General features: G+C 68.2%; 19 protein-coding genes. 15 read left to right on the top strand and 4 right to left on the bottom strand.

The genetic code is table 11. The features are described from left to right. Positions 1 to 51: 51 nt before the first annotated feature. From AC1DRO_RS05165 to tsaD, 6 genes are all read left to right on the top strand, one after another. The gene (locus AC1DRO_RS05165) at positions 52 to 1,143 is read left to right on the top strand and encodes a carbohydrate kinase family protein (RefSeq protein WP_476950064.1); all 1,092 of its coding nucleotides are present in this window, start codon (positions 52 to 54) and stop codon (positions 1,141 to 1,143) included. Positions 1,144 to 1,700: 557 nt separating this feature from the next. Then, positions 1,701 to 2,921 carry an alanine racemase gene (alr, locus tag AC1DRO_RS05160; RefSeq protein ID WP_476950063.1) on the top strand — a complete coding sequence of 407 codons (1,221 nt, stop codon included), beginning with the start codon at positions 1,701 to 1,703 and terminating at the stop codon, positions 2,919 to 2,921. After that, positions 2,918 to 3,553 carry a tRNA (adenosine(37)-N6)-threonylcarbamoyltransferase complex ATPase subunit type 1 TsaE gene (tsaE, locus tag AC1DRO_RS05155; RefSeq protein ID WP_476950062.1) on the top strand — a complete coding sequence of 212 codons (636 nt, stop codon included), beginning with the start codon at positions 2,918 to 2,920 and terminating at the stop codon, positions 3,551 to 3,553. The genes alr and tsaE overlap by 4 nt, the downstream gene beginning before the upstream one ends. Continuing rightward, positions 3,553 to 4,224, top strand: coding sequence for a tRNA (adenosine(37)-N6)-threonylcarbamoyltransferase complex dimerization subunit type 1 TsaB (gene tsaB, locus AC1DRO_RS05150; protein WP_028275754.1), 672 nt, complete (start codon positions 3,553 to 3,555; stop codon positions 4,222 to 4,224). The genes tsaE and tsaB overlap by 1 nt, the downstream gene beginning before the upstream one ends. A gap of 47 nt (positions 4,225 to 4,271) precedes the next feature. Further along, positions 4,272 to 4,736: a ribosomal protein S18-alanine N-acetyltransferase gene (gene rimI, locus AC1DRO_RS05145; protein ID WP_476950159.1), complete on the top strand. Its 465-nt coding sequence runs from the start codon at positions 4,272 to 4,274 to the stop codon at positions 4,734 to 4,736. Continuing rightward, complete coding sequence (tsaD, locus tag AC1DRO_RS05140) at positions 4,733 to 5,833, top strand: tRNA (adenosine(37)-N6)-threonylcarbamoyltransferase complex transferase subunit TsaD (protein ID WP_476950061.1); 1,101 nt, start codon at positions 4,733 to 4,735, stop codon at positions 5,831 to 5,833. Before rimI ends, tsaD begins: the two co-directional genes overlap by 4 nt. A gap of 84 nt (positions 5,834 to 5,917) precedes the next feature. Here the strand turns inward: tsaD and AC1DRO_RS05135 are convergent, their stop codons facing one another. Further along, entirely contained in the window at positions 5,918 to 7,069 is a 1,152-nt protein-coding gene (locus tag AC1DRO_RS05135) for a glutamate--cysteine ligase (RefSeq protein ID WP_028275751.1), read from the bottom strand. A 309-nt stretch (positions 7,070 to 7,378) separates the two neighbouring features. Here AC1DRO_RS05135 and AC1DRO_RS05130 point away from each other — a divergent pair, with 309 nt between their 5' ends. Next, a complete protein-coding gene (locus tag AC1DRO_RS05130) occupies positions 7,379 to 8,212 on the top strand; it encodes a shikimate 5-dehydrogenase (protein ID WP_476950060.1) in 834 nt (277 codons plus the stop codon). A gap of 78 nt (positions 8,213 to 8,290) precedes the next feature. Here the strand turns inward: AC1DRO_RS05130 and AC1DRO_RS05125 are convergent, their stop codons facing one another. Further along, positions 8,291 to 9,520, bottom strand: coding sequence for a class I SAM-dependent methyltransferase (locus AC1DRO_RS05125; RefSeq protein ID WP_476950059.1), 1,230 nt, complete (start codon positions 9,518 to 9,520; stop codon positions 8,291 to 8,293). Positions 9,521 to 9,586: 66 nt separating this feature from the next. Between AC1DRO_RS05125 and AC1DRO_RS05120 the strand changes: the two genes are divergently transcribed. From AC1DRO_RS05120 to groL, 3 genes are all read left to right on the top strand, one after another. Continuing rightward, positions 9,587 to 10,021 (top strand): hypothetical protein, encoded by a 435-nt coding sequence (locus AC1DRO_RS05120; protein ID WP_476950058.1) that lies wholly within the window; start codon positions 9,587 to 9,589, stop codon positions 10,019 to 10,021. A gap of 538 nt (positions 10,022 to 10,559) precedes the next feature. Beyond that, entirely contained in the window at positions 10,560 to 10,856 is a 297-nt protein-coding gene (groES, locus tag AC1DRO_RS05115; protein ID WP_028275747.1) for a co-chaperone GroES, read from the top strand. Between the two features lie 80 nt (positions 10,857 to 10,936). Then, entirely contained in the window at positions 10,937 to 12,547 is a 1,611-nt protein-coding gene (gene groL / locus AC1DRO_RS05110) for a chaperonin GroEL (protein WP_476950057.1), read from the top strand. 171 nt (positions 12,548 to 12,718) lie between these two features. Here the strand turns inward: groL and AC1DRO_RS05105 are convergent, their stop codons facing one another. Then, the gene (locus tag AC1DRO_RS05105) at positions 12,719 to 13,600 is read right to left on the bottom strand and encodes a DUF389 domain-containing protein (RefSeq protein WP_476950056.1); all 882 of its coding nucleotides are present in this window, start codon (positions 13,598 to 13,600) and stop codon (positions 12,719 to 12,721) included. Between the two features lie 291 nt (positions 13,601 to 13,891). Here AC1DRO_RS05105 and AC1DRO_RS05100 point away from each other — a divergent pair, with 291 nt between their 5' ends. The 3 genes from AC1DRO_RS05100 to AC1DRO_RS05090 all read left to right on the top strand — a co-directional run bounded on the left by AC1DRO_RS05100 (position 13,892) and on the right by AC1DRO_RS05090 (position 19,699). After that, positions 13,892 to 15,976 (top strand): acyltransferase family protein, encoded by a 2,085-nt coding sequence (locus tag AC1DRO_RS05100; protein ID WP_476950055.1) that lies wholly within the window; start codon positions 13,892 to 13,894, stop codon positions 15,974 to 15,976. A 274-nt stretch (positions 15,977 to 16,250) separates the two neighbouring features. Further along, the gene (guaB, locus tag AC1DRO_RS05095) at positions 16,251 to 17,762 is read left to right on the top strand and encodes an IMP dehydrogenase (RefSeq protein ID WP_018773740.1); all 1,512 of its coding nucleotides are present in this window, start codon (positions 16,251 to 16,253) and stop codon (positions 17,760 to 17,762) included. A gap of 86 nt (positions 17,763 to 17,848) precedes the next feature. After that, positions 17,849 to 19,699 carry an ABC transporter ATP-binding protein gene (locus AC1DRO_RS05090; protein WP_028275742.1) on the top strand — a complete coding sequence of 617 codons (1,851 nt, stop codon included), beginning with the start codon at positions 17,849 to 17,851 and terminating at the stop codon, positions 19,697 to 19,699. Here the strand turns inward: AC1DRO_RS05090 and AC1DRO_RS05085 are convergent. After that, positions 19,686 to 20,318, bottom strand: a complete 633-nt coding sequence (locus tag AC1DRO_RS05085) for a hypothetical protein (protein WP_476950054.1) — start codon at positions 20,316 to 20,318, stop codon at positions 19,686 to 19,688. The genes AC1DRO_RS05090 and AC1DRO_RS05085 overlap by 14 nt on opposite strands. 54 nt (positions 20,319 to 20,372) lie before the next feature. Here AC1DRO_RS05085 and AC1DRO_RS05080 point away from each other — a divergent pair, with 54 nt between their 5' ends. After that, positions 20,373 to 21,509, top strand: a complete 1,137-nt coding sequence (locus AC1DRO_RS05080) for a GuaB3 family IMP dehydrogenase-related protein (RefSeq protein ID WP_476950053.1) — start codon at positions 20,373 to 20,375, stop codon at positions 21,507 to 21,509. 92 nt (positions 21,510 to 21,601) lie between these two features. Further along, a complete protein-coding gene (locus tag AC1DRO_RS05075; RefSeq protein ID WP_028275740.1) occupies positions 21,602 to 23,353 on the top strand; it encodes a glycerol-3-phosphate dehydrogenase/oxidase in 1,752 nt (583 codons plus the stop codon). The last annotated feature ends 31 nt before the right edge of the window (positions 23,354 to 23,384 follow it).

Here is a 23,384-nt window from a genome sequence, read left to right as displayed (position 1 = left end):
CCCGCTTTCCCCTGGTATCCCTCGACGGCGGTACGGCGTAATGTGCCGTATATGGACGCGACCCCGGCGCGGCGATTTGATCCGCTCTCTGCCGTCCGCAGCCCGGCCGCGGACGGATTCGACCTGCTCCTGACCGGGACCGTGTTCCAGGACATCATCTTCACCGGGCTTCCCCACGCGCCGCAGCCCGGCACGGAAATCTGGAGCGACGGGATGGGCAGCTGCCCCGGGGGCGTCGCCAATCAGGCCATCGCCGCCTCCCGGCTGGGACTGCGGACCGGCCTTGCCGCCGTGTTCGGCGATGACGGCTACGGTGACTACAACTGGAAGATTCTGGCCGCCCAGGAACACGTGGACCTGTCCCTGTCCCGGCGTGTTCCAGGCTGGCATTCGCCCGTCACGGTGTCCTTGAGTGTGGAGAAGGACCGGTCCATGGTGACGCACGGGCACCCGGCGCCGGTGACCTCCACCGAGCTGGTCGGATGCCCGCCGCCGGCGCTCGCAGCCGTCGCGGAGCTGGGGGAGGAACTCGAACCGTGGGCAGTCGACGCGCACAAGAACGGCGTCCAGCTGTTCGGCGATGTCGGCTGGGACCCCACCGGCGCGTGGTCCTCGACCCGGCTGGACAACCTGAAGTATTTCCACGCTTTCATGCCGAACCAGCACGAGGCCATGAACTTCACGGGCTGCGACGACCCCTGGTCCGCCCTGTACTCGCTTGCGGACCGGGTTCCGGTGGCGGTGGTCACCCTCGGCGCCCAGGGATCCATGGCCGTGGATTCGGAAACGGGGGAGGAGGAGTGGGTCCCCTCCCTGCCGGTCCGGGCCTACGATCCCACCGGCGCCGGTGACTGCTTCGGTGCGGCCTTCATTGTCGGCTCCCTGGCCGGCTGGCCGCTGGGAGACCGTCTCCGCTTTGCCAATCTGTGCGCCGCACTGGCCGTCCAGGAGGTGGGCGGCTCGCTGGCCGCGCCCGGCTGGGGCGACATTGCCGACTGGTGGCAGCGGGCCAACGCCCGGAAGGAACGGCAAAGCAGCCAATGGCTTCGCCGCTACCGCTTCCTGGAAGAGATCCTGCACGACGTCCCGCCCGAGGCGCAGCGGCGCGCGACGGCGACCATCGCGCACCAGTCCGACGCATAGACGGGCCGGCGCGGCTGGGTTTTCGTGGCTGGCGCCAGTGGACATGTCCTCCGCTGGGGCCGGGGCTCGGGCATGGACCCGTTGTGCACGGCCTTGAGTGTGAAAAATGAGCATGTCCCGCGGTGGGTGCGGCCGGATTCGTGCCACCAGTGGGCATGTCCTCCGGTGGGGCCGGGGCTCGGGCATGGACCCGTTGTGCGCGTCCTTGAGTGTGAAAAATGAGCATGTCCCGCGGTGGGTGCGGCCGGATTCGTGGCACAACTGGGCATGTCCTCCGGTGGGGCCGGGGCTCGGGCATGGACCCGTTGTGCGCGTCCTTGAGTGTGAAAAATGAGCATGTCCCGCGGTGGGTGCGGCCGGATTCGTGCCACCAGTGGGCATGTCCTCCGGTGGGGCCGGGGCTCGGGCATGGACCCGTTGTGCGCGTCCTTGAGTGTGAAAAATGAGCATGTCCCGCGGGGAGGAATGGGCATGTCCCGCGGGGAGGAATGGGCATGTCCAGCGGTGGCCGGGCCGGCCGATTATTCGGCCCGCAGCGCCGCGCCTAGAATCGTTAGGTGACTTACCAAGCAGCAACAGGCGATCTCCTGCCCGGTTCGGCGGCAGTGCCGGCCCACGCTGAGGAGCGCTCAGCCGTAATCGATCTCGACGCCATCCGGCACAACGTCCGCCGCATCGCAGCAGTGGCCTCACCCGCGCAGGTCATGGCTGTGGTCAAGGCCGACGCCTACGGGCACGGCGCCGTCCAGGTGACCCGCGCGGCCCTCGGCGCGGGGGCTAGCTGGATTGGCGTCGCCCACATCTCCGAGGCCCTCGCCCTGCGCGCCGCCGGGATCGAGGCGCCGCTGCTGGCCTGGCTGCACACCCCGGACAGCAACTTCGCCGCCGCAGTGGCCGCAGGAATCGACATAGGCTGCTCGGGCTGGGAACTGGACCGGATCGTGGCCGCGGCCCGCGAGCAGGAACGGCCCGCCCGCGTCCACCTGAAGGTCGACACCGGGCTCGGCCGCAACGGCGCCACCGTCGATGCCTGGGACAGCCTGGTCGGCGAAGCCATGGAACACCAGGACCAGGGCCTGCTCCGGGTCGTGGGAATCTTCTCCCACCTGGCCGTCGCCGACGAACCCGATCGGCCCGAAACCGACGAGCAGCTCGCCGCGTTCCGCCAGGTCCTCGCCGTCGCCCAGGACGCCGGCGTGGACCCCGAGGTCCGCCACCTCGCCAACACCCCGGCCACCCTCTCCCGGCCGGACACCCACTTTGACCTCGTCCGCGTGGGGCTGGGCCTGTACGGGCTGTCACCCTTCGAAGGGCAAAGCCCGGCGGAGCTCGGGCTGCGCCCGGCCATGACGGTCCGCACGGTGGTCTCGCACTGCAAGGACGTGCCCGCCGGGCAGGGCGTTTCCTACGGGCTGAACTACCGCACGGACGGCGTCAGCACCCTCGGGCTCATCCCACTGGGCTACGCCGATGGCGTGCCGCGCATCGCCACCGGTGGCCCCGTCCGGGTCGAGGGCGTGAACTATCCGGTAGTGGGGCGAATTGCGATGGACCAGATGGTGATCGACCTCGGACCCCGCCACGTGGCGGCCGGAGGCCCGAGCATCCTCGGCGCCGAGGCAGTGCTGTTTGGCGACGGCGCCGACGGCGGACCCACAGCCGATGACTGGGCCAAGGCCGCCGGTACCAACAACTACGAGATCGTCACCAGGATCAGCCCCCGCGTGCCGCGCCGCTACCTGAACGAAGAGCCCTCCACCGGCGAAGAGCGGCCGTGAGCGCGCCCGCGTGGGAACGGAGCCTTGAGGTCCACACGGCGGCGCAGACGCATGCGCTCGCCGCGGCCCTCGGCGCCGTGCTGGAGACCGGCGATCTGCTGGTCCTGACCGGCGAACTGGGTGCCGGCAAGACCACGTTCACGCAGGGGCTGGGGGAGGGCCTGGGAGTGCGGGCCGGCATCATCTCGCCGACCTTTGTCCTGGTGCGCATCCACCCCAACCTCCCCGGAGGACCCCGGCCGGGCGGACCGGACCTGGTGCATGTGGATGCCTACCGGCTGGAGTCGGCCGCTGAAATCGACGACATCGATCTTGAAAACACCATGGACAGCGCCGTGACGGTGGTCGAGTGGGGCCGCGGCCGGGTTGAGCACCTCAGCGACAGCCGGCTGGAGGTCGAACTCCACCGCACCCGCGGAGGCGCCGCCGCTTCCGCCGAAACCCCCGAAACCCCCGAAACCCCCGCCGAAACCGGCGCCAGTCCCGTTCTGGATTTCGACACGGACGACGACGACGAACCGCGGACCGTCGTCATCCGCGGCTTCGGCCCGCGCTGGGCCGGAGCCCCGACGCTGCCCGGCGCCGAGCCCTTGCCCGGGACCACGCCCCAGAGCCCGGAACGGAATCCCTGATGCTGATCCTCGCCATCGACACTTCAGCTGTCGCCAGCGCCGCCCTGGTCTCCGATGATGCGCCGGAATCCGTGCTCGCCAGCTTCGCCACCGAGGACACGCGCACCCACGCGGAGGTCCTGGCCCCGGGGATCGACGGGCTCCTGGCTGAGGCCGGCGTCAGCGGGCACGACGTCGACGCTATCGTCACCGGCGTCGGCCCCGGCCCGTTCACGGGGCTGCGCTCCGGGATCGTCACGGCCCGCACCCTCGCTTTTGTCTGGGGCAAGCCGCTGTACGGCGTCATGAGCCTGGACGCCATCGCCCTGGAAGTAGCCGAATCCACCGACTCGGCAGCGGAGTTCATTGTCGCCACCGATGCGCGCCGCAAGGAAGTGTACTGGGCCCGGTACACCCTCTCCGATGCCCAGCTGCCGCATCTGGAGGACGGCCCGCACGTGGGATTCGCCGCGGACCTGCCGGATCTGCCCGTCTACGGTGCCGGGGCAGGAATCTACTCCGACGCAGTCAAGGCGGTCGCGGAATTCAGCACCCGCCAGCCGGAGGCCCTCTCGCTCGGCCAGTTCGCACTCGCCCGGCTCTCCGCGGGGGAACAGCTCCTGGACTCCACCCCCCTGTACCTGCGCGAATCCGACGCCCAAGTGCCCGGACCCCGGAAGCGTGCCCTGTGAGCGCGGAGCGAGCCGTCCGGCTGCCCGGCGGGGTCACCCTGCGGGACATGGACGCCGCGGACATCCCCGCCATCCACGCCCTGGAACTCCGGCTCTTTCCCGTGGATGCCTGGCCGCTGCAGATGTTCCACGACGAGCTGGCGCAGGTGGATACCCGCCGCTACCTCGTGGCGGAGGTGCACGGCGGGATCGTGGGCTATGCCGGGCTCATGTGCATCGAACCGATCTCGGACGTCCAGACCATCGCCGTGGTGCCCGAGCAGGAAGGCAAGGGCATCGGCTCTGCCCTGCTCATTGAGCTGATCGCGGAAAGCCGGCGCCGGCACGCCCAGGACGTGCTGCTCGAGGTCAGGGCGGACAACCCCCGGGCCCAGCAGCTCTACCTGCGCTTCGGCTTCGAACAGATCCACGTCCGGCCCCGCTACTACCGAGACGGCGTCGACGCCCTGATCATGCGGCTCCAGCTGCCCCGCGAACTCAGCCCCCAGCCAACGGAAGCAGGCCGACCATGAACCGCACCCAGCCGCTCGTGCTCGGCATCGAGTCCTCCTGCGACGAAACCGGCGTCGGCATCGTCCGGGGAACCACCCTGCTGACGAACACCGTCTCGTCCTCCATGGATGAACACGTCCGCTTCGGCGGCGTGATCCCCGAGATCGCCTCCCGCGCCCACCTCGACGCGTTCGTCCCCACCCTCGAGGAGGCCCTCGCGGAGGCGGGAGTGACGCTCGCGGACATCGACGCGATCGCCGTCACCTCAGGGCCGGGCCTGGCAGGTGCCCTCATGGTGGGGGTATGCGCGGCCAAGGCGCTCGCCGTCGCCACCGGCAAACCGCTCTACGCCATCAACCACCTGGTGGCGCATGTCGGCGTCGGGCTCCTGCAGCAGGGCGCCGGCGCGCCGGCGCCGCAAACAACGCCGCACGCCCTGCCGGAGAATATGGGCGCGCTCCTGGTCTCCGGCGGCCATACCGAGATCCTGCGGATCCGGAGCATCACGGACGACGTCGAGCTGCTGGGCTCCACGATCGATGACGCCGCCGGCGAAGCGTATGACAAGGTGGCACGGCTCCTGGGCCTGGGCTACCCGGGCGGCCCGGCCATCGACAAGCTCGCGCGCACGGGCAACGCCAAAGCCATCCGGTTCCCGCGCGGGCTCACACAGCCCAAGTACATGGGGACCGCCGAGGAACCCGGACCGCACCGCTACGACTGGTCCTTCAGCGGGCTCAAGACCGCCGTCGCCCGCTGCGTGGAGCAGTTCGAGGCCCGCGGCGAGGAGGTGCCCGTGGCAGACATCGCCGCGGCCTTCCAGGAAGCCGTGGTGGATGTCATCACCGCCAAGGCGGTGCTCGCCTGCCGTGAAAACGGCATCACGGAGGTCCTCCTGGGTGGCGGGGTCGCCGCCAACTCGCGGCTGCGCCAGCTCACCGAACAACGCTGCAGTGCGGCCGGCATCCGGCTGACGGTGCCGCCGCTGCCGCTGTGCACGGACAACGGCGCCATGGTGGCCGCGCTCGGGGCGCAACTGGTGATGGCCGGCGTGCAACCGAGCGGGATCGGCTTTGCCCCGGATTCCTCAATGCCGGTCACGACCGTCTCCGCCTGAGGCCACAGCCTGAGGGTTCGTCCGCGTGGAGCTAGGACGGCCTGGGGCTCCGGCCGCCCGCGTGGCGGCTGTTGGGCGCCGGAGCTAGGCGTCCGGGCCCTGGCGCATCTGCTTGACCAGGTCCAGGACGACGGCGCGCAGGTCCCCGCCGTGCTCGGCGGCGACCCGGCGCTGCCGCTGGTAGCCGGCGCCGCGCTCGATGATCTTCTCGACGTCGGCCAGTTCGGCGCTGCAGCCCAGCTTCGCCGCCACCGGCTCAAGCCGCTTGAGCGTCTCGCGCAGGTGCTCCGTTACGAGCTGCTCGTTGCCGTCGGCGTCGAGGATGATGATCGCGTCCAGGCCGTACCGGGCCGCGCGCCACTTGTTTTCCTGCACATGCCACGGGGGCATCGTGGGAATGGTGCCACCGTTTTCCAGCGTGGTGGAAAATTCGTCGACAAGGCACTGCGTCAGTGCCGCGATCGCCCCGACGTCCTCGAGGGTGGCCAGGCCGTCGCAAATGCGCATCTCGATGGTGCCAAGCGCCGGAACGGGGCGGATGTCCCACCGGATCTCGGAGAGCGTGTCAATCACACCTGTGGTGAACATGTCCTGGACGTAGGACTCGTAGTCCTCCCAGCTGGCGAACTGGAACGGCAGCCCGGCGGTGGGCAGCTGCTGGAACATGAGGGCGCGGTGCGAGGCGTATCCGGTGTCCTCGCCGCCCCAAAACGGGCTGGACGCGGAGAGCGCCTGGAAATGCGGGAAGTAATTGACCAGGCCGTCCAGCACCGGAAGGACCTTGTCCCGGCTGTCCAGTCCGACGTGCACATGGACGCCGTAAATGACCATCTGCCGGCCCCACCACTGGGTCCGGTCAATGAGCTTGGCGTAGCGTGCCTTGTCCGTGACGGGCTGCAGCTGGGGCGGGCTGAAGGGGTGACTCCCGGCGCAAAAGATCTCCACGCCCATCGGATCGGTCACGTCCCGGACAGCCGCGAGCGAGCTGCTCAGGTCCGCCTTGGCCTCCGCGACGGTGGTGCAGATGCCGGTGACGAGCTCCACGGTGTTCAGCAGCAGCTCCTGCTTGATGTGCGGGTGCTCGTCGTCCTCATTGAGTTCGGGATGCCGGGCCGCGACGCCGCGCAGCACCTGGTTCGCCACGGAGGCCAGCTCACCGGTCTCGGCGTCGACGAGCGCCAGCTCCCATTCCACGCCAAGAGTCGACTGCCTTGATGAAGCGAACTCGATCTTCATGTGGTCCCTTCACTGTTTTGCTGTCGCTGGCCGTGGTCCTGGCGGGGAAATGCGCTGGCAAACATCCTCGGACATGCCTCTGGACATGGCACCGGCGGTGTCACGTGCAATTTCCCACACACCAGTGCGCCGGCCGGGCGGCCGGCAGGGCTACGGGTGGTCCAAGTCTAGTGCAGGGGCGGCCCCGGGACGGCGTCAAAGTTGCCGCTGGTGCGTGAGTGTATTCACAACATCGCTGGTCAGCGACGGCGCGCGCGGTTGCGCGTTGGGCTGCGGGTAGCCGGAGCGATCCTGGCGTTTAATGGAGCTGTGCCCATTCTGAACAAAGACATGACCCTGTGTATCTCGCTCTCGGCCCGGCCCAGCAACAACGGGACGCGCTTCCACAACCACCTGTACGAACAGCTGGGCCTGAACTGGATCTACAAGGCCTTTGCCCCCACCGACCTCGCCCAGGCGATCGCCGGGGTGCGCGGCCTCGGCATCCGCGGCTGCGCCGTGTCCATGCCTTACAAGGAGGACGTGATCGCCCTCGTTGACGTCATGGACCCGTCGGCGAAGGCCATCGACTCGGTCAACACCATCGTCAACGACGGCGGCCGGCTCACGGCGTACAACACCGACTACACCGCAATTGAGCAGCTCCTGCAGAGCAATGCAGTCCCCACGGACTACTCGGTGCTGGTCCTGGGCGCCGGCGGCATGGCCAAGGCCACCGTGGCCGCGCTGCGGGATGCCGGGTTCAAGGACGTGACCGTCGTGGCCCGCAACGAGGGCCCCGGCCGCGCCCTGGCCGAACAGTACGGCTTCGCCTGGCGCCCGGACCTTGGCTCTGCGGCGTCCGGTACCGGCACGGCGGACATGCTCATCAACGTCACCCCCATCGGGATGGCCGGAGGCCCGGACGCCGCCGCGCTGCCCTTCCCGCAGGAGGCCATCGACGCCGCCAAAGTGGTGTTCGACGTCGTCGCGCTCCCGGCCGAGACACCGCTGATCAAGGCCGGCCGCGCGGCCGGCAAGACCGTGATCACCGGAGCCGAGGTCGCCACGATCCAGGCGCTCGAGCAGTTCGTGCTGTACACCGGCGTCCGGCCGACCGACGAGCAAATCCGGTCAGCCGAGGACTTCACGCGGGCCCAGTAGCGCGACAGCCCAGTTGCCCGGCCGCTTCGCTGAGATCCGGCGGCGGGGCACTGCGCCGGTGGGATCCCGCTGGCGGGGCTAGACGGGCTCCACTGAGACGGCCACCCGGTCCTCGCCGATCCTGGTGAGGACCAGGGTGGCTGCTTTCTTGTCCTTGTCCTTGTGCTTTGCGCTGCCGCCGGGCAGGAGTTGCTTGCGCAGCTCTTCGGGTGTGACAGCCATACCGCGCTTCTTGATGTCCAGGACCCCGATGCCTTGATCCTTGACCCAGGCCTTGAGTGCCTTGACGTTGAACGGCATCACCTCCAGGACCCTGTACGCCTTGGCGAACGGGGTGTCATGCAGCTCCGGGGCGCAGATGTAGGCGATGTGCTCGTCCACGAGGTGCCCGCCCAGTTGGAGGGCGACGTCGGCCACCAGGCCGGCGCGGATTACCGCGCCGTCAGGCTCGTACAGGTACCCCTCCACGGGTCCCACGGGCGCCACCGGGCCGGCACCGAAGTCCTCGCCGCTGGTGAGCTCAGCGGAACCAAGGGGGCCGAGCACGAGGGCTGCGCGCCGCACCCCGGGACGCCGCACCGCGTTGAACCACAGGGCCACCTCGGTCACGTCCCCGCCCACGGAGACCCACTGCGCCTCGCAGCCGGCCGGCACGGAATCGTGCGGCATGCCCGGTCCCATCTTCACGCCGACAGCGCGGCCGGAGCCTGCGAGTGACTCCACGAAGGACAGCGGCGGGGAGAAATCCTCCGGATCCCAGATCCGTTTGGTACCCGAGGTGGACGTCGTACGCCGGGCCGGGTCGAGCCAGACGCCGTCGACCCCCTCGAGCGAAACCGACGTTGCATCGGAATGGACCACCGTGGCATTGCGGAACGGGATCAGGTTCATCGTGGCGCAGGCGGCTGTGGCCTCATCAATTTCCACGGCGGTGACCACCAGGTCCAGGGAGGCCAGGGCCATGGAGTCCGCCCCGAGCCCGCAGCCGAGATCCGCGACGTGGCCGATCCCGGCCTCCGCGAACCGCTGCGCGTGCCGTGCCGCTACCGTGAGCCGGGTGGCCTGTTCCAGGCCGGCCTTCGTGAAAATCATCTGCCGTGCGAATTCGCCGAACTTCGCCTCGGCCTTGGTCCGCAGCCGGGACTGGGTGAGCACGGCCGAGACCAGCTCGGGGGAGTGGCCGGCCTTGCGCAGCGACGCCGTGAGGCGGAAGGCCTCGTCCTCGCGGTACGGGCCCAACGACGCCAGCAGCTCCCAGCCCTCGGGGGTGAGGATCGGGGCAATATGTTCCTGCGGTGCGTCAGTCATGCCATCCAGCGTAGTTGAGGTCCGCGGGCGCGCTGTGACCGGACGGCGGGGGCTAGGCTTGATGGCATGGAAGACAGCGGCACAGGCGACAGCATCTCAGCGGACACGGCCGGGCAGGACACGGTTGGCAGCGACGACGCCGGGCAGGGGCGCCGGCGCCCGCAGGGACTGGCCCGCTACGCAAAACCGGCGCTGATTGCCGGCGCGGTGATCGCCGTCGTGTCCGTCGCACTTTTGGTGATTATCTTCTTCCTCGATTCCTTCAACGCCACCGTGTATTCCGTCGGCGGCAAGAACGTCCAGGACGCCACGGACGAGGCCAGGGCCATCCGCGAGACTTATACCGCGGCCCGGCTCGGCGGCATCATCTTCCTCATCTCCGGCATTCTGCTGGCCGCCGCCGGCGCCGTGCTGATGTTCCGGCACCGGAATGACGAAGGCCAGAACACGGACGAAGACGACGGCGAGGACGTGGACTTCGACGACCTCGCAGACCAGTAGCCAGCGAGTAGGCAGGCTAAAGGGCGCCCCTGGTGGGCGCGCACCGCACCGCCAAACGGCCAACGACCACAGGCCGCGGGACATGCCCAGCCTCCTGCGCCACGGATGGGCATGTACTCCCCGGCAGCCCGCACCCGTTGGGCATGTCCATCGCTCAGCGCGGGCATAGAGCATGAGGCCCAAGTGTCCTCTGGCCGCAACAAAAAATGGGCATGTCCTCCCCGGCAGCCCACGCATGGTGGGCAAGTCCATTGCTCAGCGCGGGCAGTGAGCACGATGCCCAAGTGTCCTCTGGCCGCAACAAAAAATGGGCATGTCCTCCTAGGGGGAAATGTTCACCCGGAACGAATTTCTGGCACTCGCCTTGACCGAGTGCTAACCATTTACATAGAGTCGTCATTAGCACTCTCCCTAGGAGGGTGCTAACACATGAAGCGCGTTCCGCCAGGCACGCTGCCGGCACCGCGACGACGGTCTGTGCGCCTTGGCATCACCGCTTCATAGTCCACGAATTTGCTGACGAAAAGGAGAGGTCCGAGTGTCGGTCTCTATTAAGCCTCTTGAGGATCGTATTGTTGTCCGCCCGCTCGAAGCCGAGCAGACCACGGCTTCCGGCCTGGTTATCCCGGACTCCGCGCAGGAGAAGCCGCAGGAAGGCGAAGTTGTTGCAGTAGGCCCCGGCCGCTTCGATGACAACGGCAACCGCGTTCCCGTTGACGTTGCCGTCGGCGACGTCGTCATCTACTCCAAGTACGGCGGAACCGAAGTCAAGACCGGCGGCACCGAGTACCTCGTACTCTCCGCCCGCGACGTTCTGGCGATCGTCGTAAAGTAACTCTCTTGGACCCCCGCGCAGCCGATCCTTCGCAATGAACGGATCAGTTGCGCGGGGTTCTGTCTTGAAAGGACAAAACCATGGCAAAGCAGCTTGCGTTTAACGACGCTGCCCGCCGGTCGCTTGAAGCCGGCATCGATAAGCTCGCCAACACCGTCAAGGTCACGCTGGGCCCGCGCGGCCGCAACGTTGTGCTGGACAAGAAGTGGGGCGCCCCCACGATCACCAACGATGGTGTGACGATCGCCCGTGAAGTCGAGCTGGACGACCCCTACGAGAACCTTGGCGCGCAGCTCGCCAAGGAGGTCGCCACCAAGACCAACGATGTTGCCGGCGACGGCACCACCACCGCCACCGTCCTGGCCCAGGCCCTGGTCAAGGAAGGCCTGCGCAACGTAGCGGCAGGCGCCGCACCGGGCGAAATCAAGCGCGGCATCGAGGTTTCCGTCGAGGCCGTCGCCGCCCGCCTGCTGCAGAACGCGCGCCCGGTTGAAGGCACGCAGGTCGCCAACGTGGCCGCAATCTCCGCCCAGAGCGACGAGGTCGGCGAGCTCCTGGCCGAGGCGTTCGGCAAGGTCGGCAAGGATGGTGTGATCACCATCGAGGAGTCCTCCACCACGCAGACCGAGCTGGTCCTGACCGAGGGCATGCAGTTCGACAAGGGCTACCTGTCCCCGTACTTCGTCACTGACGCGGAGCGCCAGGAGGCCGTCCTCGAGGACGCACTGATCCTGATCAACCAGGGCAAGATCTCCTCGGTGCAGGATTTCCTGCCGCTGCTGGAAAAGGCGCTGCAGAGCTCCAAGCCGCTCTTCATCATCGCCGAAGACGTCGAGGGCGAGGCCCTGTCCACGCTGATCGTCAACCGCATCCGCGGCACGCTGAACGTGGTCGCCGTCAAGGCTCCGGGCTTCGGTGACCGCCGCAAGGCCATGCTGCAGGACATTGCGACCCTCACCGGTGCGCAGGTTGTCTCCGCGGAGCTGGGCCTGAGCCTGGACACCGTTGGCCTTGAGGTGCTCGGCACCGCGCGCCGCATCACGGTCACCAAGGACAACACCACGATCGTCGACGGCGCCGGTTCGGCCGAGGACGTCGCCGCCCGTGTTGCCCAGCTGCGCGCCGAGCTGACCCGCACCGATTCGGACTGGGACAAGGAAAAGCTGCAGGAACGCCTGGCCAAGCTGGCCGGCGGCATCGGCGTGATCAAGGTCGGCGCTGCCACCGAGGTTGAGCTGAAGGAAAAGAAGCACCGCATCGAGGACGCCGTGTCCTCCACCCGCGCTGCCCTCGAAGAGGGCATCGTGGCCGGCGGCGGCTCCGCCCTCATCCACGCGCTGAAGGCGCTCGACGAGGACGCTGCCGTCCAGGCCCTCGAAGGTGACGCGGCTGCCGCCGTCGGCATTGTCCGCCGCGCCCTGACCCAGCCGCTGCGCTGGATCGCCCAGAACGCCGGCTTCGACGGCTACGTCGTCGTTGCCAAGGTCGCCGAATCCGCCGTGAACCAGGGCTTCAACGCAAAGTCCGGCGAATACGAAGACCTGATCGCCGCTGGCGTGATCGACCCGGTCAAGGTGACGCGTGCGGCTCTGCGCAACGCGGCCTCCATCGCGGCACTGGTCCTCACCACGGAAACCCTCGTGGTGGAAAAGCCGGCTGACGAAGACGAGCACGCAGGGCACAAGCACTAGGCTCTGCCCGCAGGGGGACGGTCCGGCATCTGCCGGGCCGTCCCTTTTTTCGTTAGGGGTTTCGTCGCGCTTTTGGACGCAGGTTTGCTCGGATTCGGCCACTAAGATCCCGGCATTTCCGGCGGACTCGGGGCGCCGTGGGCCGTGGCCGATACCTGCGGCGCCCGTGTGTCAGTGCTGGGAGCGGTCCGCCCTGCGCCGCAGCTTGCGGGCGGTGTCCGGCGCCAGTCGCTTGGTCACCAGCCGGTAAAACAGCAGGACGCCGACGGCGGCCACGACGATTCCGAGCAGGTTCAGGAACAGTTGCAGGGCAGAGCCGGCTGCCTTCTGGTACTCGCCCAGGACCAGTGCCACGGCCACGAACCCGGCTGCCGGCACCGTGGTGACGGAGATGAACACCCCGATCAGCGCCGCCGAGCGCCGGCTGATGACCGATAGCATCCCGGCTGTCCCGGCGAGGACGGCGACGATCAGGGAATAAGGGCCGGGGTGGTAAATGAATTCAACCGCTGAACCGTGGTCCAGCGCGTCTGCGGGGAACAGCCCGAGTGGCACGGAGAGCCACGCGGTCAGCGCGGCGGCCAGCATCGCGACGGGAAAACCAACGCCGAGGGCCAGGGCCGCGTCACGTCCGAGCCGCCGCTGGCGCCGGACCAGGGCAACGGCCAGGGCAGCCAGCGGGCCGAACTCCGGGCCCACTGCCATGGCGCCGACGATCGCAATGGTGGAGTCCGTCACGATGCCGATGGCCGCCAGCTGGGTCGCGAGGACCAGGAACGCCAGGAAACTCCACGTCAGGCGCGAATCCTCGCCGGTCTGCCGCGACACCTCATCCCAGATCACGGCGTCCGCGCCCTCTCCTGGAGCCTCCGCCTCCGCCCTGTCGGCGCGGTCCGAGAGCACAAGGTCCGGTGCGATGACCGTAATCGATCCCCGCTGCTGGACATCGAGGGCGTGCAGCTTCTCCACGAGCCCCTCCACGGATTCCCGGGCCAGCAAGACCTCGATAACGTCCCCGGGCGGCGTGACGGAAGAGGCCTTCGCGAGCGCCACTTCCGAGACGCCGACGTGGTTTGTACAACTTTCGAGAACAACTCCGGACAATTCACCCGGAACACAAATGCGCACCTGCACGATCACTTGGCGGCCTCCTCAGACTCCTACCAGCCTAACTTCCGCCCCGCGGCCGACGGCGCCGGCCGGCACCCTGGGTGCGCCGCCGGCCAGGCGTGTGAAGGACACCGCCGGCCCGTGTGATTGGCAAAGAAAGTTACGTTTCGGTAACATTGGTGTTTTGGAATTCGGTAACATTGGTGTTTTGGAAACCGGCCGGAAGGGATCTTTGTGTCGAACGAGCGAACCACCGCCACCCCGCCACGGGCGGATGCAGGTTCTCCGGCGACCCGAAAAACAAGCTACCGCCCCGAAGTCCAGGGCCTTCGCGCCCTCGCGGTCCTCATGGTGGTCACGTACCACGTGTGGCTGGGCCGGGTCTCCGGCGGCGTGGACATCTTCCTCCTCATTTCAGCCTTCCTGATGACACTCAGCTTCACGCGGAAAGTCGAAAGCGGCGCGCCGCTGCGGCTGCTCAGCCACTGGCTGCATCTGCTCAAGCGCCTGCTGCCCGCCGTCGTCGTGGTGGTTCTCGGCGTCCTCGCCGGCACCTGGGCCATCCTGCCGCAAAGCCGCTGGCCCGACGTCCTTGAACAGGCCTGGGCCTCCCTGCTGTACCGGCAGAACTGGCTCCTGGCGGACAGCGCCGTGGACTACTACGCCCAGGACCATTCGGGCGCGAGCCCGCTCCAGCACTTCTGGTCACTCTCAATCCAGGGCCAGGTGTTCGTGCTCTGGCCGCTCGTCTTTGCCGGCACCGCACTTCTTTCCCGCCTGCTCCGCCGCCGGACCGGCCAGGACCACGTCCTGCTGCGTTACCGCTCCCTGCTGGCCGCGGCCTTCGGCGCCATCTTCGCCGTGTCCCTGGCCTACTCGATCCAGCAGACCGCAACGAACCAGGCCCACGCCTACTTTGATACCGGCGCTCGGCTCTGGGAGTTCGCGCTCGGCTCGCTCCTGGCCCTCGCCCTGCCGTACCTGAAACCGGGCAGGGTGCTGCGCGTCGTGCTCGGCTGGGCCGGCCTCGTGGCCATGCTCTCCTGCGGGCTCCTGCTGACCGTGGACCGTTCGTTCCCCGGATTCATCGCGCTGTGGCCCACGCTGGCCGCCGCCGCGATCATCACCGCCGGTCAAAGCGGCAGCCGCTTCGGGGTTGACCGCTTCCTGACCTGGAAACCCCTGGTGGCGCTGGGGGATAACTCCTACGCGCTCTACCTCTGGCACTGGCCGCTGCTGGTCCTGGCCCTCGCCGGGGCGGGAATCACGGCGCCCAACCTGTTCCAGGGGCTGTGCATCGTTGCCGCGTCCCTCGTCCTGGCCGTGCTCACCACCCGCTTCGTCGAGAAGCCGCTGCGCGAATGGCACTGGCCCAAGCGCCGCGCCTGGCGCACCGCCGTCGTGATCGCCGCCTGTGGTGCCCTGCTGGCGGGTCCCGTCGCCGTGTGGCAGAGCCAGCTTCTGGCCGACGAAGCCGAGGCGGCCTCCCAGCCCAAGGAACTGACCCCCGGCGCAGCCGCCTTGGCACCGGAAAACGCCGGCAAGCCCACGCCGGAAGCCAAGATCATCCCCGCGCCGGCGGCGATGAAGAACGAGTGGGCCGACATCGACGGGCTGTGCACGGACGCCAACGTCCCCAGCGACCCCCTGCTTCAGGGGTGCCTGCAGAACAACAAGCCGGACAAGGTCACCAAACGGATCGTGGTGCTCGGTGACTCCCATGCCCAGCAGTACATGGCGGCGCTGGGCCCCATCGCGAAAAGCCACGGCTGGGAAGTTGTCACCCTCCTGAAGGGCAACTGCCGCTTCGGCGGGGAGTCCCCGGAGCGGGACGCGGACTGCAACGCCTTCAACCGGGCCAGCGCGCAGTACGTCCTGGACCACCGCCCCGACGCCGTTTTCACGGTTGCGTCCCTGACCCACAAGGAAGCGCCGTTCGAGACCGAAGTGCCTGAGTATTTGGCGGGCATCAAGCCCTTCACCGACGCCGGCATGGACGTGGTGGGCATCCGCGACAACCCCCGCTTCACCATCAATATGCCCGAGTGCGTCCAGAAGTCCGGCCCGGATGCCTCGGAGTGCAACGTGCCGGAGCAGGAATCGCTCGCGGGGTCCTCGCCGCTGGACGCCTACCGCGGCCAGGTGCCGAGGCTGCACCTCATGGACATGAGCGATTTCATCTGCGCCAACGGAACATGCCCCGCGGTGGTCGGCAACGTGTACGTCTACAAGGACGACAACCACCTGACCAAGACGTACGTCCAGACCATGATCCCCATGTTCGAACGGCGGCTGCTCGCCGCCACCGGCTGGAAGTAGGCCGGCGCCCACCGTCCGACGCCCACAGGCCCGGCAGGCCCGGCCGGCCGGCGGAGCCGTCCGGGCATGGGGCGGCTCACATTGAAACCGGACGTTACCGCCCGGAATATGGCTATCGCCGCCAAGGTTCTACTATTTATTGAGGACTTCTGCACGAATCATCTGCACGAACCTTCTGCATGACCTTCTGCACAGGCCAGACCCGTAATGACGGGCTGGTCATCTGTTGCAACCCCTACCCGTGACCCCGTAACCCAAGGTAAGAGGCGCACTCATGACCCAGCCCGAACACGATCCCTTCGGCTTCATCGGCCTGACGTACGACGACGTCCTGCTCCTGCCCGGCCACACCGACGTGATCCCCTCGGAAGCGGACACGTCGTCCCGGATCTCCAAGCGCATCACGGTCCAGACCCCGTTGCTCTCCGCCGCGATGGATACCGTGACGGAGTCCCGGATGGCCATCGCCATGGCCCGCCAGGGCGGTCTTGGCGTCGTGCACCGCAACCTTTCCATCGCCGACCAGGCCGACCAGGTGGACCGGGTCAAGCGCAGCGAATCCGGCATGATCACCAACCCCCTGACCATCGGCCCCGAGGCCACGCTGGCCGAGCTGGACGAAATCTGCGCACGCTACCGCGTCTCCGGCCTGCCGGTCGTGGACGAGGGCAACAGGCTGCTGGGCATCGTCACCAACCGCGACACCCGCTTCGTGCCCGAATCCGACTTCCCGCTGCGGCTGGTCAGCGATGTCATGACCAAGATGCCGCTCGTGACCGGACACGTCGGCATCAGCCGCGAGGAAGCCTCGCACAAGCTGGCCACGAACAAGATCGAGAAGCTCCCGCTCGTTGACGAGCAGGGCCGGCTCAAGGGCCTGATCACCACGAAGGACTTCACCAAGGCCGAGCAGTACCCGCTCGCCACCAAGGACGACGAAGGCCGCCTGCGCGTCGGCGCGGCGATCGGCTTCTTCGGCGACGGCTGGGAACGCGCCATGGCGCTGATCGACGCCGGTGTGGATGCCCTCTTCGTGGACACCGCGAACGGCCACTCCCAGGGTGTGCTGGAAATGATCCGCCGGCTCAAGTCCGATCCCGTTGCCGCGCACGTGGACATCATCGGCGGCCAGGCCGCCACCCGCGAAGGCGCCCAGGCCCTGATCGACGCCGGTGCCGACGGCATCAAGGTCGGCGTCGGTCCCGGGTCCATCTGCACCACCCGTGTGGTGGCCGGCGTCGGCGTCCCGCAGATCACGGCCATTTACGAGTCGGCGAAGGCCGCCATCCCGGCCGGCGTGCCGCTGATCGCCGACGGCGGCCTGCAGTACTCCGGTGACATCGGCAAGGCGCTCGTCGCCGGCGCCGACACCGTGATGCTCGGCTCGCTCCTGGCCGGTTGCGACGAATCCCCGGGCGACCTGATTTTCGTCAACGGCAAGCAGTTCAAGAGCTACCGCGGCATGGGCTCCCTCGGCGCCATGCAGACCCGCGGCAAGAACACCTCCTACTCCAAGGACCGCTACTTCCAGGCCGACGTCTCCGGCGATGACAAGCTCATCCCGGAAGGCATCGAGGGCCGGGTCGCGTACCGCGGTCCGCTGTCATCGGTGGCGTACCAGCTGGTCGGCGGGCTCCGCCAGACCATGTTCTACACCGGCGCCCCGACCGTGGCCGAGCTGAAGGCACGCGGCAAGTTCGTGCGCATCACCGCGGCCGGGCTCAAGGAGTCTCACCCGCACGACATCCAGATGACGGTCGAAGCCCCGAACTACGGGTCGCGCTAAGACCCCACCCGGTTTAAGGGCGCCCCGATTCCCGGCGGCGGTGCCGCTCACGCCCAGGCTCCGCGTCCCGGAACTAGGCTGGAGGCATGTCCGAACTCCTGCCGGCACGCGCGCCCAAACGCAAGCTCGCGCTCAAGCCCTACGCCCGCGCCGTGGCACAAGTGCTGCGGGTGAGCTTCCGGGCCTCGCCCGCCGCCGTCGTCATGAAGGTCCTGGGCTCGCTGATCTCGGCACTGCTGCCGCTGGTCACAACGTACTTCGCCGCCCTGACCACCACGGCGCTGGCTGCCGCCTACGCGGGGGACGCCGACGCCGGCGCGCAGGCCGTCGTGTACGTCATCATCACCGCGGCACTCGGGCTCTTCTGGGGGTCGTTCAGCAGCGTGGACCGCTACATCCAGCAGCTCATGAGTTTCCGGGTCGGCGCGATCGTCGGTGACCTGATGTACGAGCGCTTCCTGACCCTGGACTTCTGGCGCTACGACGACAAAGAGACCGTGGACCTGTACGACCGGGCGAAGCGTTTCTCCGACTCCTACGCCCGCGTCCTGGACCGGATCGCCGCCATTTTCACCCAGCTCGTCTCCGTGCTGCTGGCGATCGGCGCGCTGCTGCTGGTCAGCTGGTGGATCGCCGTGATCGTCCTGGTTGCGATCGTCCCCAGCGTCTACCTGCAGTTCAAGCTCTCCCGCGAACAGATCGCGCACTGGAACACCCAGGTCGATTCGCGCCGGCAGCGCAGGATGATCGAAACCAACCTCCTGCGACCGCAGCACATCGCCGAGATGCGGCTTTACGGGATTGTCGGCTACCTGATGGGCCTGCGCTCCCGGCTGCGGGACGCGGATGAAAAGCGCCGGCTGGACTTCCAGAAGCGCTACATCCCCAAACAGCTCGCGGCCGATGCCCTGCAGTACGGCGCCGAGGTGGTCTCGCTGATCTGGGTGGTGGGCCAGATCATCGCCCGGGCCCAGCCGGTGGGGCAGTTCCTCTATGTCCAGCAGATTGTCAGCCGCGCCCTCTCGACCGCCAACAGCCTCGTCTCCTCACTGAGCTCGATCGACGAGGACCTGGCGAACCTCACGGACTACGAGCTCTTCATGGCCCTGCCCGTGCCGTCCGGCCACGCCCCGCCGCTGCTGCAGGCGCCGAAGACGGTGGAACTGCGGGACATCCGCTTCACGTACACCGGCAGCGAACTGGAGGTGATCCGCGGCATTTCGATGACCATCAGGCAGGGCCAGCACATCGCGATCGTGGGGGAGAACGGCGCCGGCAAGTCCACCCTGATCCGTATCCTGGCCGGGCTGTACCGTCCCGACTCCGGGCAGGTGATGCTCGACGGCGTGGACCTCGCCGCCGTCGACGTCACCTCCTGGCACCGGCACCTGGCGGTGCTCAGCCAGGAGTTCCTGAAGTATGAATTCGCCACCGCGGCGGAAAACATCTTCTTTGGCGACGTCGATTCGCCCCGCGACGACGGACGGGTCCGGCGCTCCGCCGCGGATGCCGAGGCCCTCGAATTCATCAACAAACTGCCCAACGGCCTGGACAACCACGTCAGCAACTGGATGGAGGACCCGCGCGGGCGGAAGGGCTCCGGCCTTTCCGGCGGGCAGTGGCAGCGGCTGGCGATGGCCCGGAACTTCTACCGCGGCGCATCGTTCATGGTGATGGACGAGCCGACGTCGGCCATCGACGCGCTGGCGGAACACCGGATCTTCACGCGGCTCTTCGCTGACCGCAGCAGCACCATCATCGCCATCAGCCACCGCCTGGCCACGATCGAGAAGGCCGATGTGGTCTACATGCTCGAGGAAGGCCGCATCGTGGAACAAGGCACCCACAGGGAACTTGTGGCGCGCCGCGGCCGGTACTTCCGGATGTTCGAGTCCCAGCTCACCGTCCCGGACACCGAGAACGTCAGCGGCGAGTAAGCGGAGCGCCCTCGATGGTCGTCCGCACCCGGGCCAGGCTGGGTTCGGGCGGGACGCTGCTGAAACCGAAGCCGACGGCGGGGCGGACGGCGGCGAGCGGGCCGGCGTCGGCGCCGTCCCAGCTGACGGTCGCGGCGTCGATGCGGTGTAGATCGGTGACCCCGTAGTATTCCCGCCGGCCGCCCTTGGCCGTGCCCGCAGTGCGCACGCCGGGGAGGATCCTGCCCGCAACAGGGCTGACCGCACGCAGCCAGCGCGGATGCACCGCCAGAGCCCGGGGGACCAGCCGCGCCACGGCGCCCAGCCGGGTGCGGGACCCGAGCCGGGCGCGGATCCGCAGCGGCCCGGCGTCGACGGCGAGCTGCCCCGCCCCATGCTCTGATGCCAGTGGCACGATGCAGGTCTCGTCGAAGTTATAGACCGCGCTGATGAAATCGGCGGCCTCGACGCTCGGTGCCAGCAGGATCCGGTGGCCGGAGGGCAGCTGGACCATCGCGTCGGTGAAGGACCCGAACGGGGACTGCGTCCACACGCCCACCACCGCGCGCAGGCCCGATCCCGTGCCGAGCCCGGCAATGTGTCCGTCGAAGATCCAACGCTGTCCGTTACGCCAAAGCATGACGCCACAGTACGCCGAAGCGGCGCCCCGCGTCCGCTGGGATAACCTAGAGCAGTGACTTACGAGATTGAGATTGGCCGAGGCAAGCGTGGGCGTCGTGCCTACTCCCTGGATGACATTGCGATCGTCCCCAACCGGCGCACCCGTGACCCCAAGGACGTCTCCGTCTCCTGGCAGATCGATGCCTACAAGTTCGACATGCCGGTCATCGCGGCGCCGATGGATTCGGCCATGTCGCCGGAGACCGTCATCGCCCTGGGCCGCCTCGGCGGACTCGGTGTGCTCGACCTCGAAGGCCTGTGGACCCGGTACGAGAACCCGCAGTCCGTACTGGACGAAATCGCGGGCCTGGCTGACGAGACCAACAGCCCGGCCGTCACCCGGCGCATGCAGGAGCTCTACCAGGCGCCGATCCAGCCCGAGCTGATCACCTCCCGCCTCGCCGAGATCCGCGCCGCCGGCGTCACGGTGGCCGGCTCCCTGACCCCGCAGCGCACGCAGGAACACTACAAGACCGTGGTGGCCGCCGGCGTCGACATCTTCGTCATCCGCGGGACCACTGTCTCGGCCGAGCACGTCTCCAAGGACCACGAGCCGCTGAACCTCAAGCAGTTCATCTACGAACTCGACGTCCCCGTGATCGTCGGCGGGGCGGCCGGCTACACCCCGGCCCTGCACCTGATGCGCACCGGCGCCGCCGGCGTGCTGGTCGGATTCGGCGGCGGAGCCACCACCACCACCCGCCGCGCCCTGGGCATCCACTCGCCCATGGCCTCCGCGATCTCCGATGTCGCGGCGGCCCGCCGTGACTACATGGACGAGTCCGGCGGACGCTACGTCCATGTGATCGCTGACGGCGGCATGGGAGCCTCCGGCGACATCGTCAAAGCCATTGCCATGGGCGCCGACGCCGTGATGCTGGGCAGCGCCCTGGCCCGCGCCGACGAAGCCCCCGGCAAGGGCTGGCACTGGGGCCAGGAAGCCCACCACCTCGAACTGCCCCGCGGCGACAGGGTCAACGTGGGAACGGTCGGGCCGCTCGAAGAGGTCCTGTTCGGGCCCGGCCACCACACCAACGGCACCTCCAACCTCGTCGGCGCGCTGCGCCGTTCAATGGCGACCACCGGCTACTCGGACCTGAAGGAATTCCAGCGCGTCGACGTCGTCGTCTCGCCGTACGCCGGCAACTGAAACCGCGCGCGGGCCGTTGAGGGCCCTGCCCATCCGGGAAACTTGGACGTAGTCTGGTGCCCTACGAGGTTTGATCCGGATGGAGGCGTGACATGAACAGTTTTCCCGGCGGTTCTGCCGAGGCCGGAGGTGCCCTCGGGCCAGCGGCTCGCGAGGCTTCAATCACTGTGCTCAGGGGCAGCACCGCCCCCGGCAAAGAGCTCGACATCCTGATCGTGGGCGGAGGCATCGTGGGTGCCGGCGCCGCCCTCGACGCCGTCACCCGCGGGCTCAGTGTGGGCATCGTCGAGGCGAACGACTGGGCCGCGGGCACGTCGTCGCGGTCCTCGAAGCTCATCCACGGTGGCCTCCGGTACCTCGAAATGCTCGACTTCGGCCTGGTCAAAGAGGCACTGCATGAGCGCGGCCTCATTCTCTCCGTCCTGGCGCCACACCTGGCCCGGCCGGTCCCGTTCCTTTACCCGCTCCACAAACCGTTCCTGGAGCGGCCCTATGTCGGCGCCGGAATCGCCCTGTACGACGCGATGTCCATCACCGGCGGGCACAGCCGCGGCGTCCCCTTCCACAAGCACCTGTCCCGGCGCGGGACCCTGCGCGCCGCCCCCAGCCTCAAGGACGACGCCTTCGTCGGATCCATCCGCTACTACGACGGCCAGGTCGACGACGCCAAGTACGTCGCCAACCTCGTGCGGACCGCGGCGCACTACGGCGCCCACGCGGTCAACCAGATGTCGGTTGTGGACTTCGTGCGCGAGGGCGAGCGCGTGGTCGGCGCCAAGGTGGTCAACCACGAGGACGGCTCCAGCTTCAAAATCCGGGCCAAGCAGGTCATCAACGCCACCGGAGTCTGGACCGACGAGACCCAGGCCATGGTGACAGACCGCGGGCAGCTCAAGGTGCGGGCGTCCAAGGGCATCCACCTCGTGGTGCCCCGCGACCGGATCCAGTCCACGGTGGGGCTGATCCTGCGGACCGAGAAATCCGTGCTGTTCGTAATCCCCTGGGGCAGGCACTGGATCATCGGGACCACTGACACCGACTGGCACCTCGACAAGGCCCACCCCGCGGCCTCCAGCAAGGACATCGACTACCTGCTCGAGCACGTCAACAAGGTCCTCAAGCGCCCTCTGACCCGCGAGGACGTCGAGGGCGTCTACGCGGGACTGCGGCCGCTGCTGGCCGGGGAAAGCGATTCCACCGCGAAGCTCTCCCGCGAACACGTGGTGGCCCACCCCGTGCCGGGCCTCGTGGTGGTGGCGGGCGGTAAATGGACCACCTACCGGGTCATGGCCAAGGACGCGGTCGACGAGGCGACGCGCAGCATGGACGAGCGGGTCCCGGCCAGCTGCACGGAGTCCGTCCCGTTGCTGGGGGCGAGCGGTTTCAAGGCCGCGTGGAACCAGCGGAACCGGATGGCGGAGGAGACAGGCGTCCACGTTGCCCGGATCGAACATCTCCTCAACCGCTACGGTGCCATGACGCCGGAGGTGCTGGCGCTCATCGCCGACAGCCCGGAACTGGCCGAACCGTTGCCGGGCGCTGACGACTACCTGGCTGCCGAAGCCGTCTACGCGGCCACGCACGAGGGCGCCCGGCACGTCCAGGACGTCCTGACCCGCCGCACCCGGATTTCGATTGAAGCGTGGGACCGCGGTGTGTCCGCCGCTCCGGTAGTCGCTAAACTAATGGGAGACGTTCTCGGCTGGAGTGATGCGCAGCGCGAGGGCGAAATCAAGCACTATCTGGCCCGGGTTGATGCCGAGCGCCTGAGCCAACAGCAGCCGGACGACGAATCCGCCGACGCCGCACGGCTGGGCGTGGAGGACATTGTGCCCCTGCGCTAAGACTCAGCGCCGGCCGGCAGCGCAGGATTAC

Source organism: Arthrobacter sp. P4_F11 (assembly GCF_056401395.1).
The sequence above is the reverse complement of the archived record's forward strand: the minus strand, read 5'-3'. Positions and strand labels throughout refer to the sequence as shown.

Excerpts from the sequence above, each read along its gene's own strand:
- tsaD (WP_476950061.1), top strand. The coding sequence starts at position 4,733 with ATGAACCGCACCCAGCCGCTCGTGCTCGGCATCGAGTCCTCCTGCGAC.
- rimI (WP_476950159.1), top strand. The coding sequence starts at position 4,272 with ATGGACGCCGCGGACATCCCCGCCATCCACGCCCTGGAACTCCGGCTC.
- AC1DRO_RS05075 (WP_028275740.1), top strand. The coding sequence starts at position 21,602 with ATGAACAGTTTTCCCGGCGGTTCTGCCGAGGCCGGAGGTGCCCTCGGG.
- groL (WP_476950057.1), top strand. The coding sequence starts at position 10,937 with ATGGCAAAGCAGCTTGCGTTTAACGACGCTGCCCGCCGGTCGCTTGAA.
- AC1DRO_RS05120 (WP_476950058.1), top strand. The coding sequence starts at position 9,587 with ATGGAAGACAGCGGCACAGGCGACAGCATCTCAGCGGACACGGCCGGG.
- tsaB (WP_028275754.1), top strand. The coding sequence starts at position 3,553 with ATGCTGATCCTCGCCATCGACACTTCAGCTGTCGCCAGCGCCGCCCTG.
- AC1DRO_RS05165 (WP_476950064.1), top strand. The coding sequence starts at position 52 with ATGGACGCGACCCCGGCGCGGCGATTTGATCCGCTCTCTGCCGTCCGC.
- AC1DRO_RS05090 (WP_028275742.1), top strand. The coding sequence starts at position 17,849 with ATGTCCGAACTCCTGCCGGCACGCGCGCCCAAACGCAAGCTCGCGCTC.
- AC1DRO_RS05135 (WP_028275751.1), bottom strand. The coding sequence starts at position 7,069 with ATGAAGATCGAGTTCGCTTCATCAAGGCAGTCGACTCTTGGCGTGGAA.
- guaB (WP_018773740.1), top strand. The coding sequence starts at position 16,251 with ATGACCCAGCCCGAACACGATCCCTTCGGCTTCATCGGCCTGACGTAC.
- AC1DRO_RS05125 (WP_476950059.1), bottom strand. The coding sequence starts at position 9,520 with ATGACTGACGCACCGCAGGAACATATTGCCCCGATCCTCACCCCCGAG.
- AC1DRO_RS05085 (WP_476950054.1), bottom strand. The coding sequence starts at position 20,318 with ATGCTTTGGCGTAACGGACAGCGTTGGATCTTCGACGGACACATTGCC.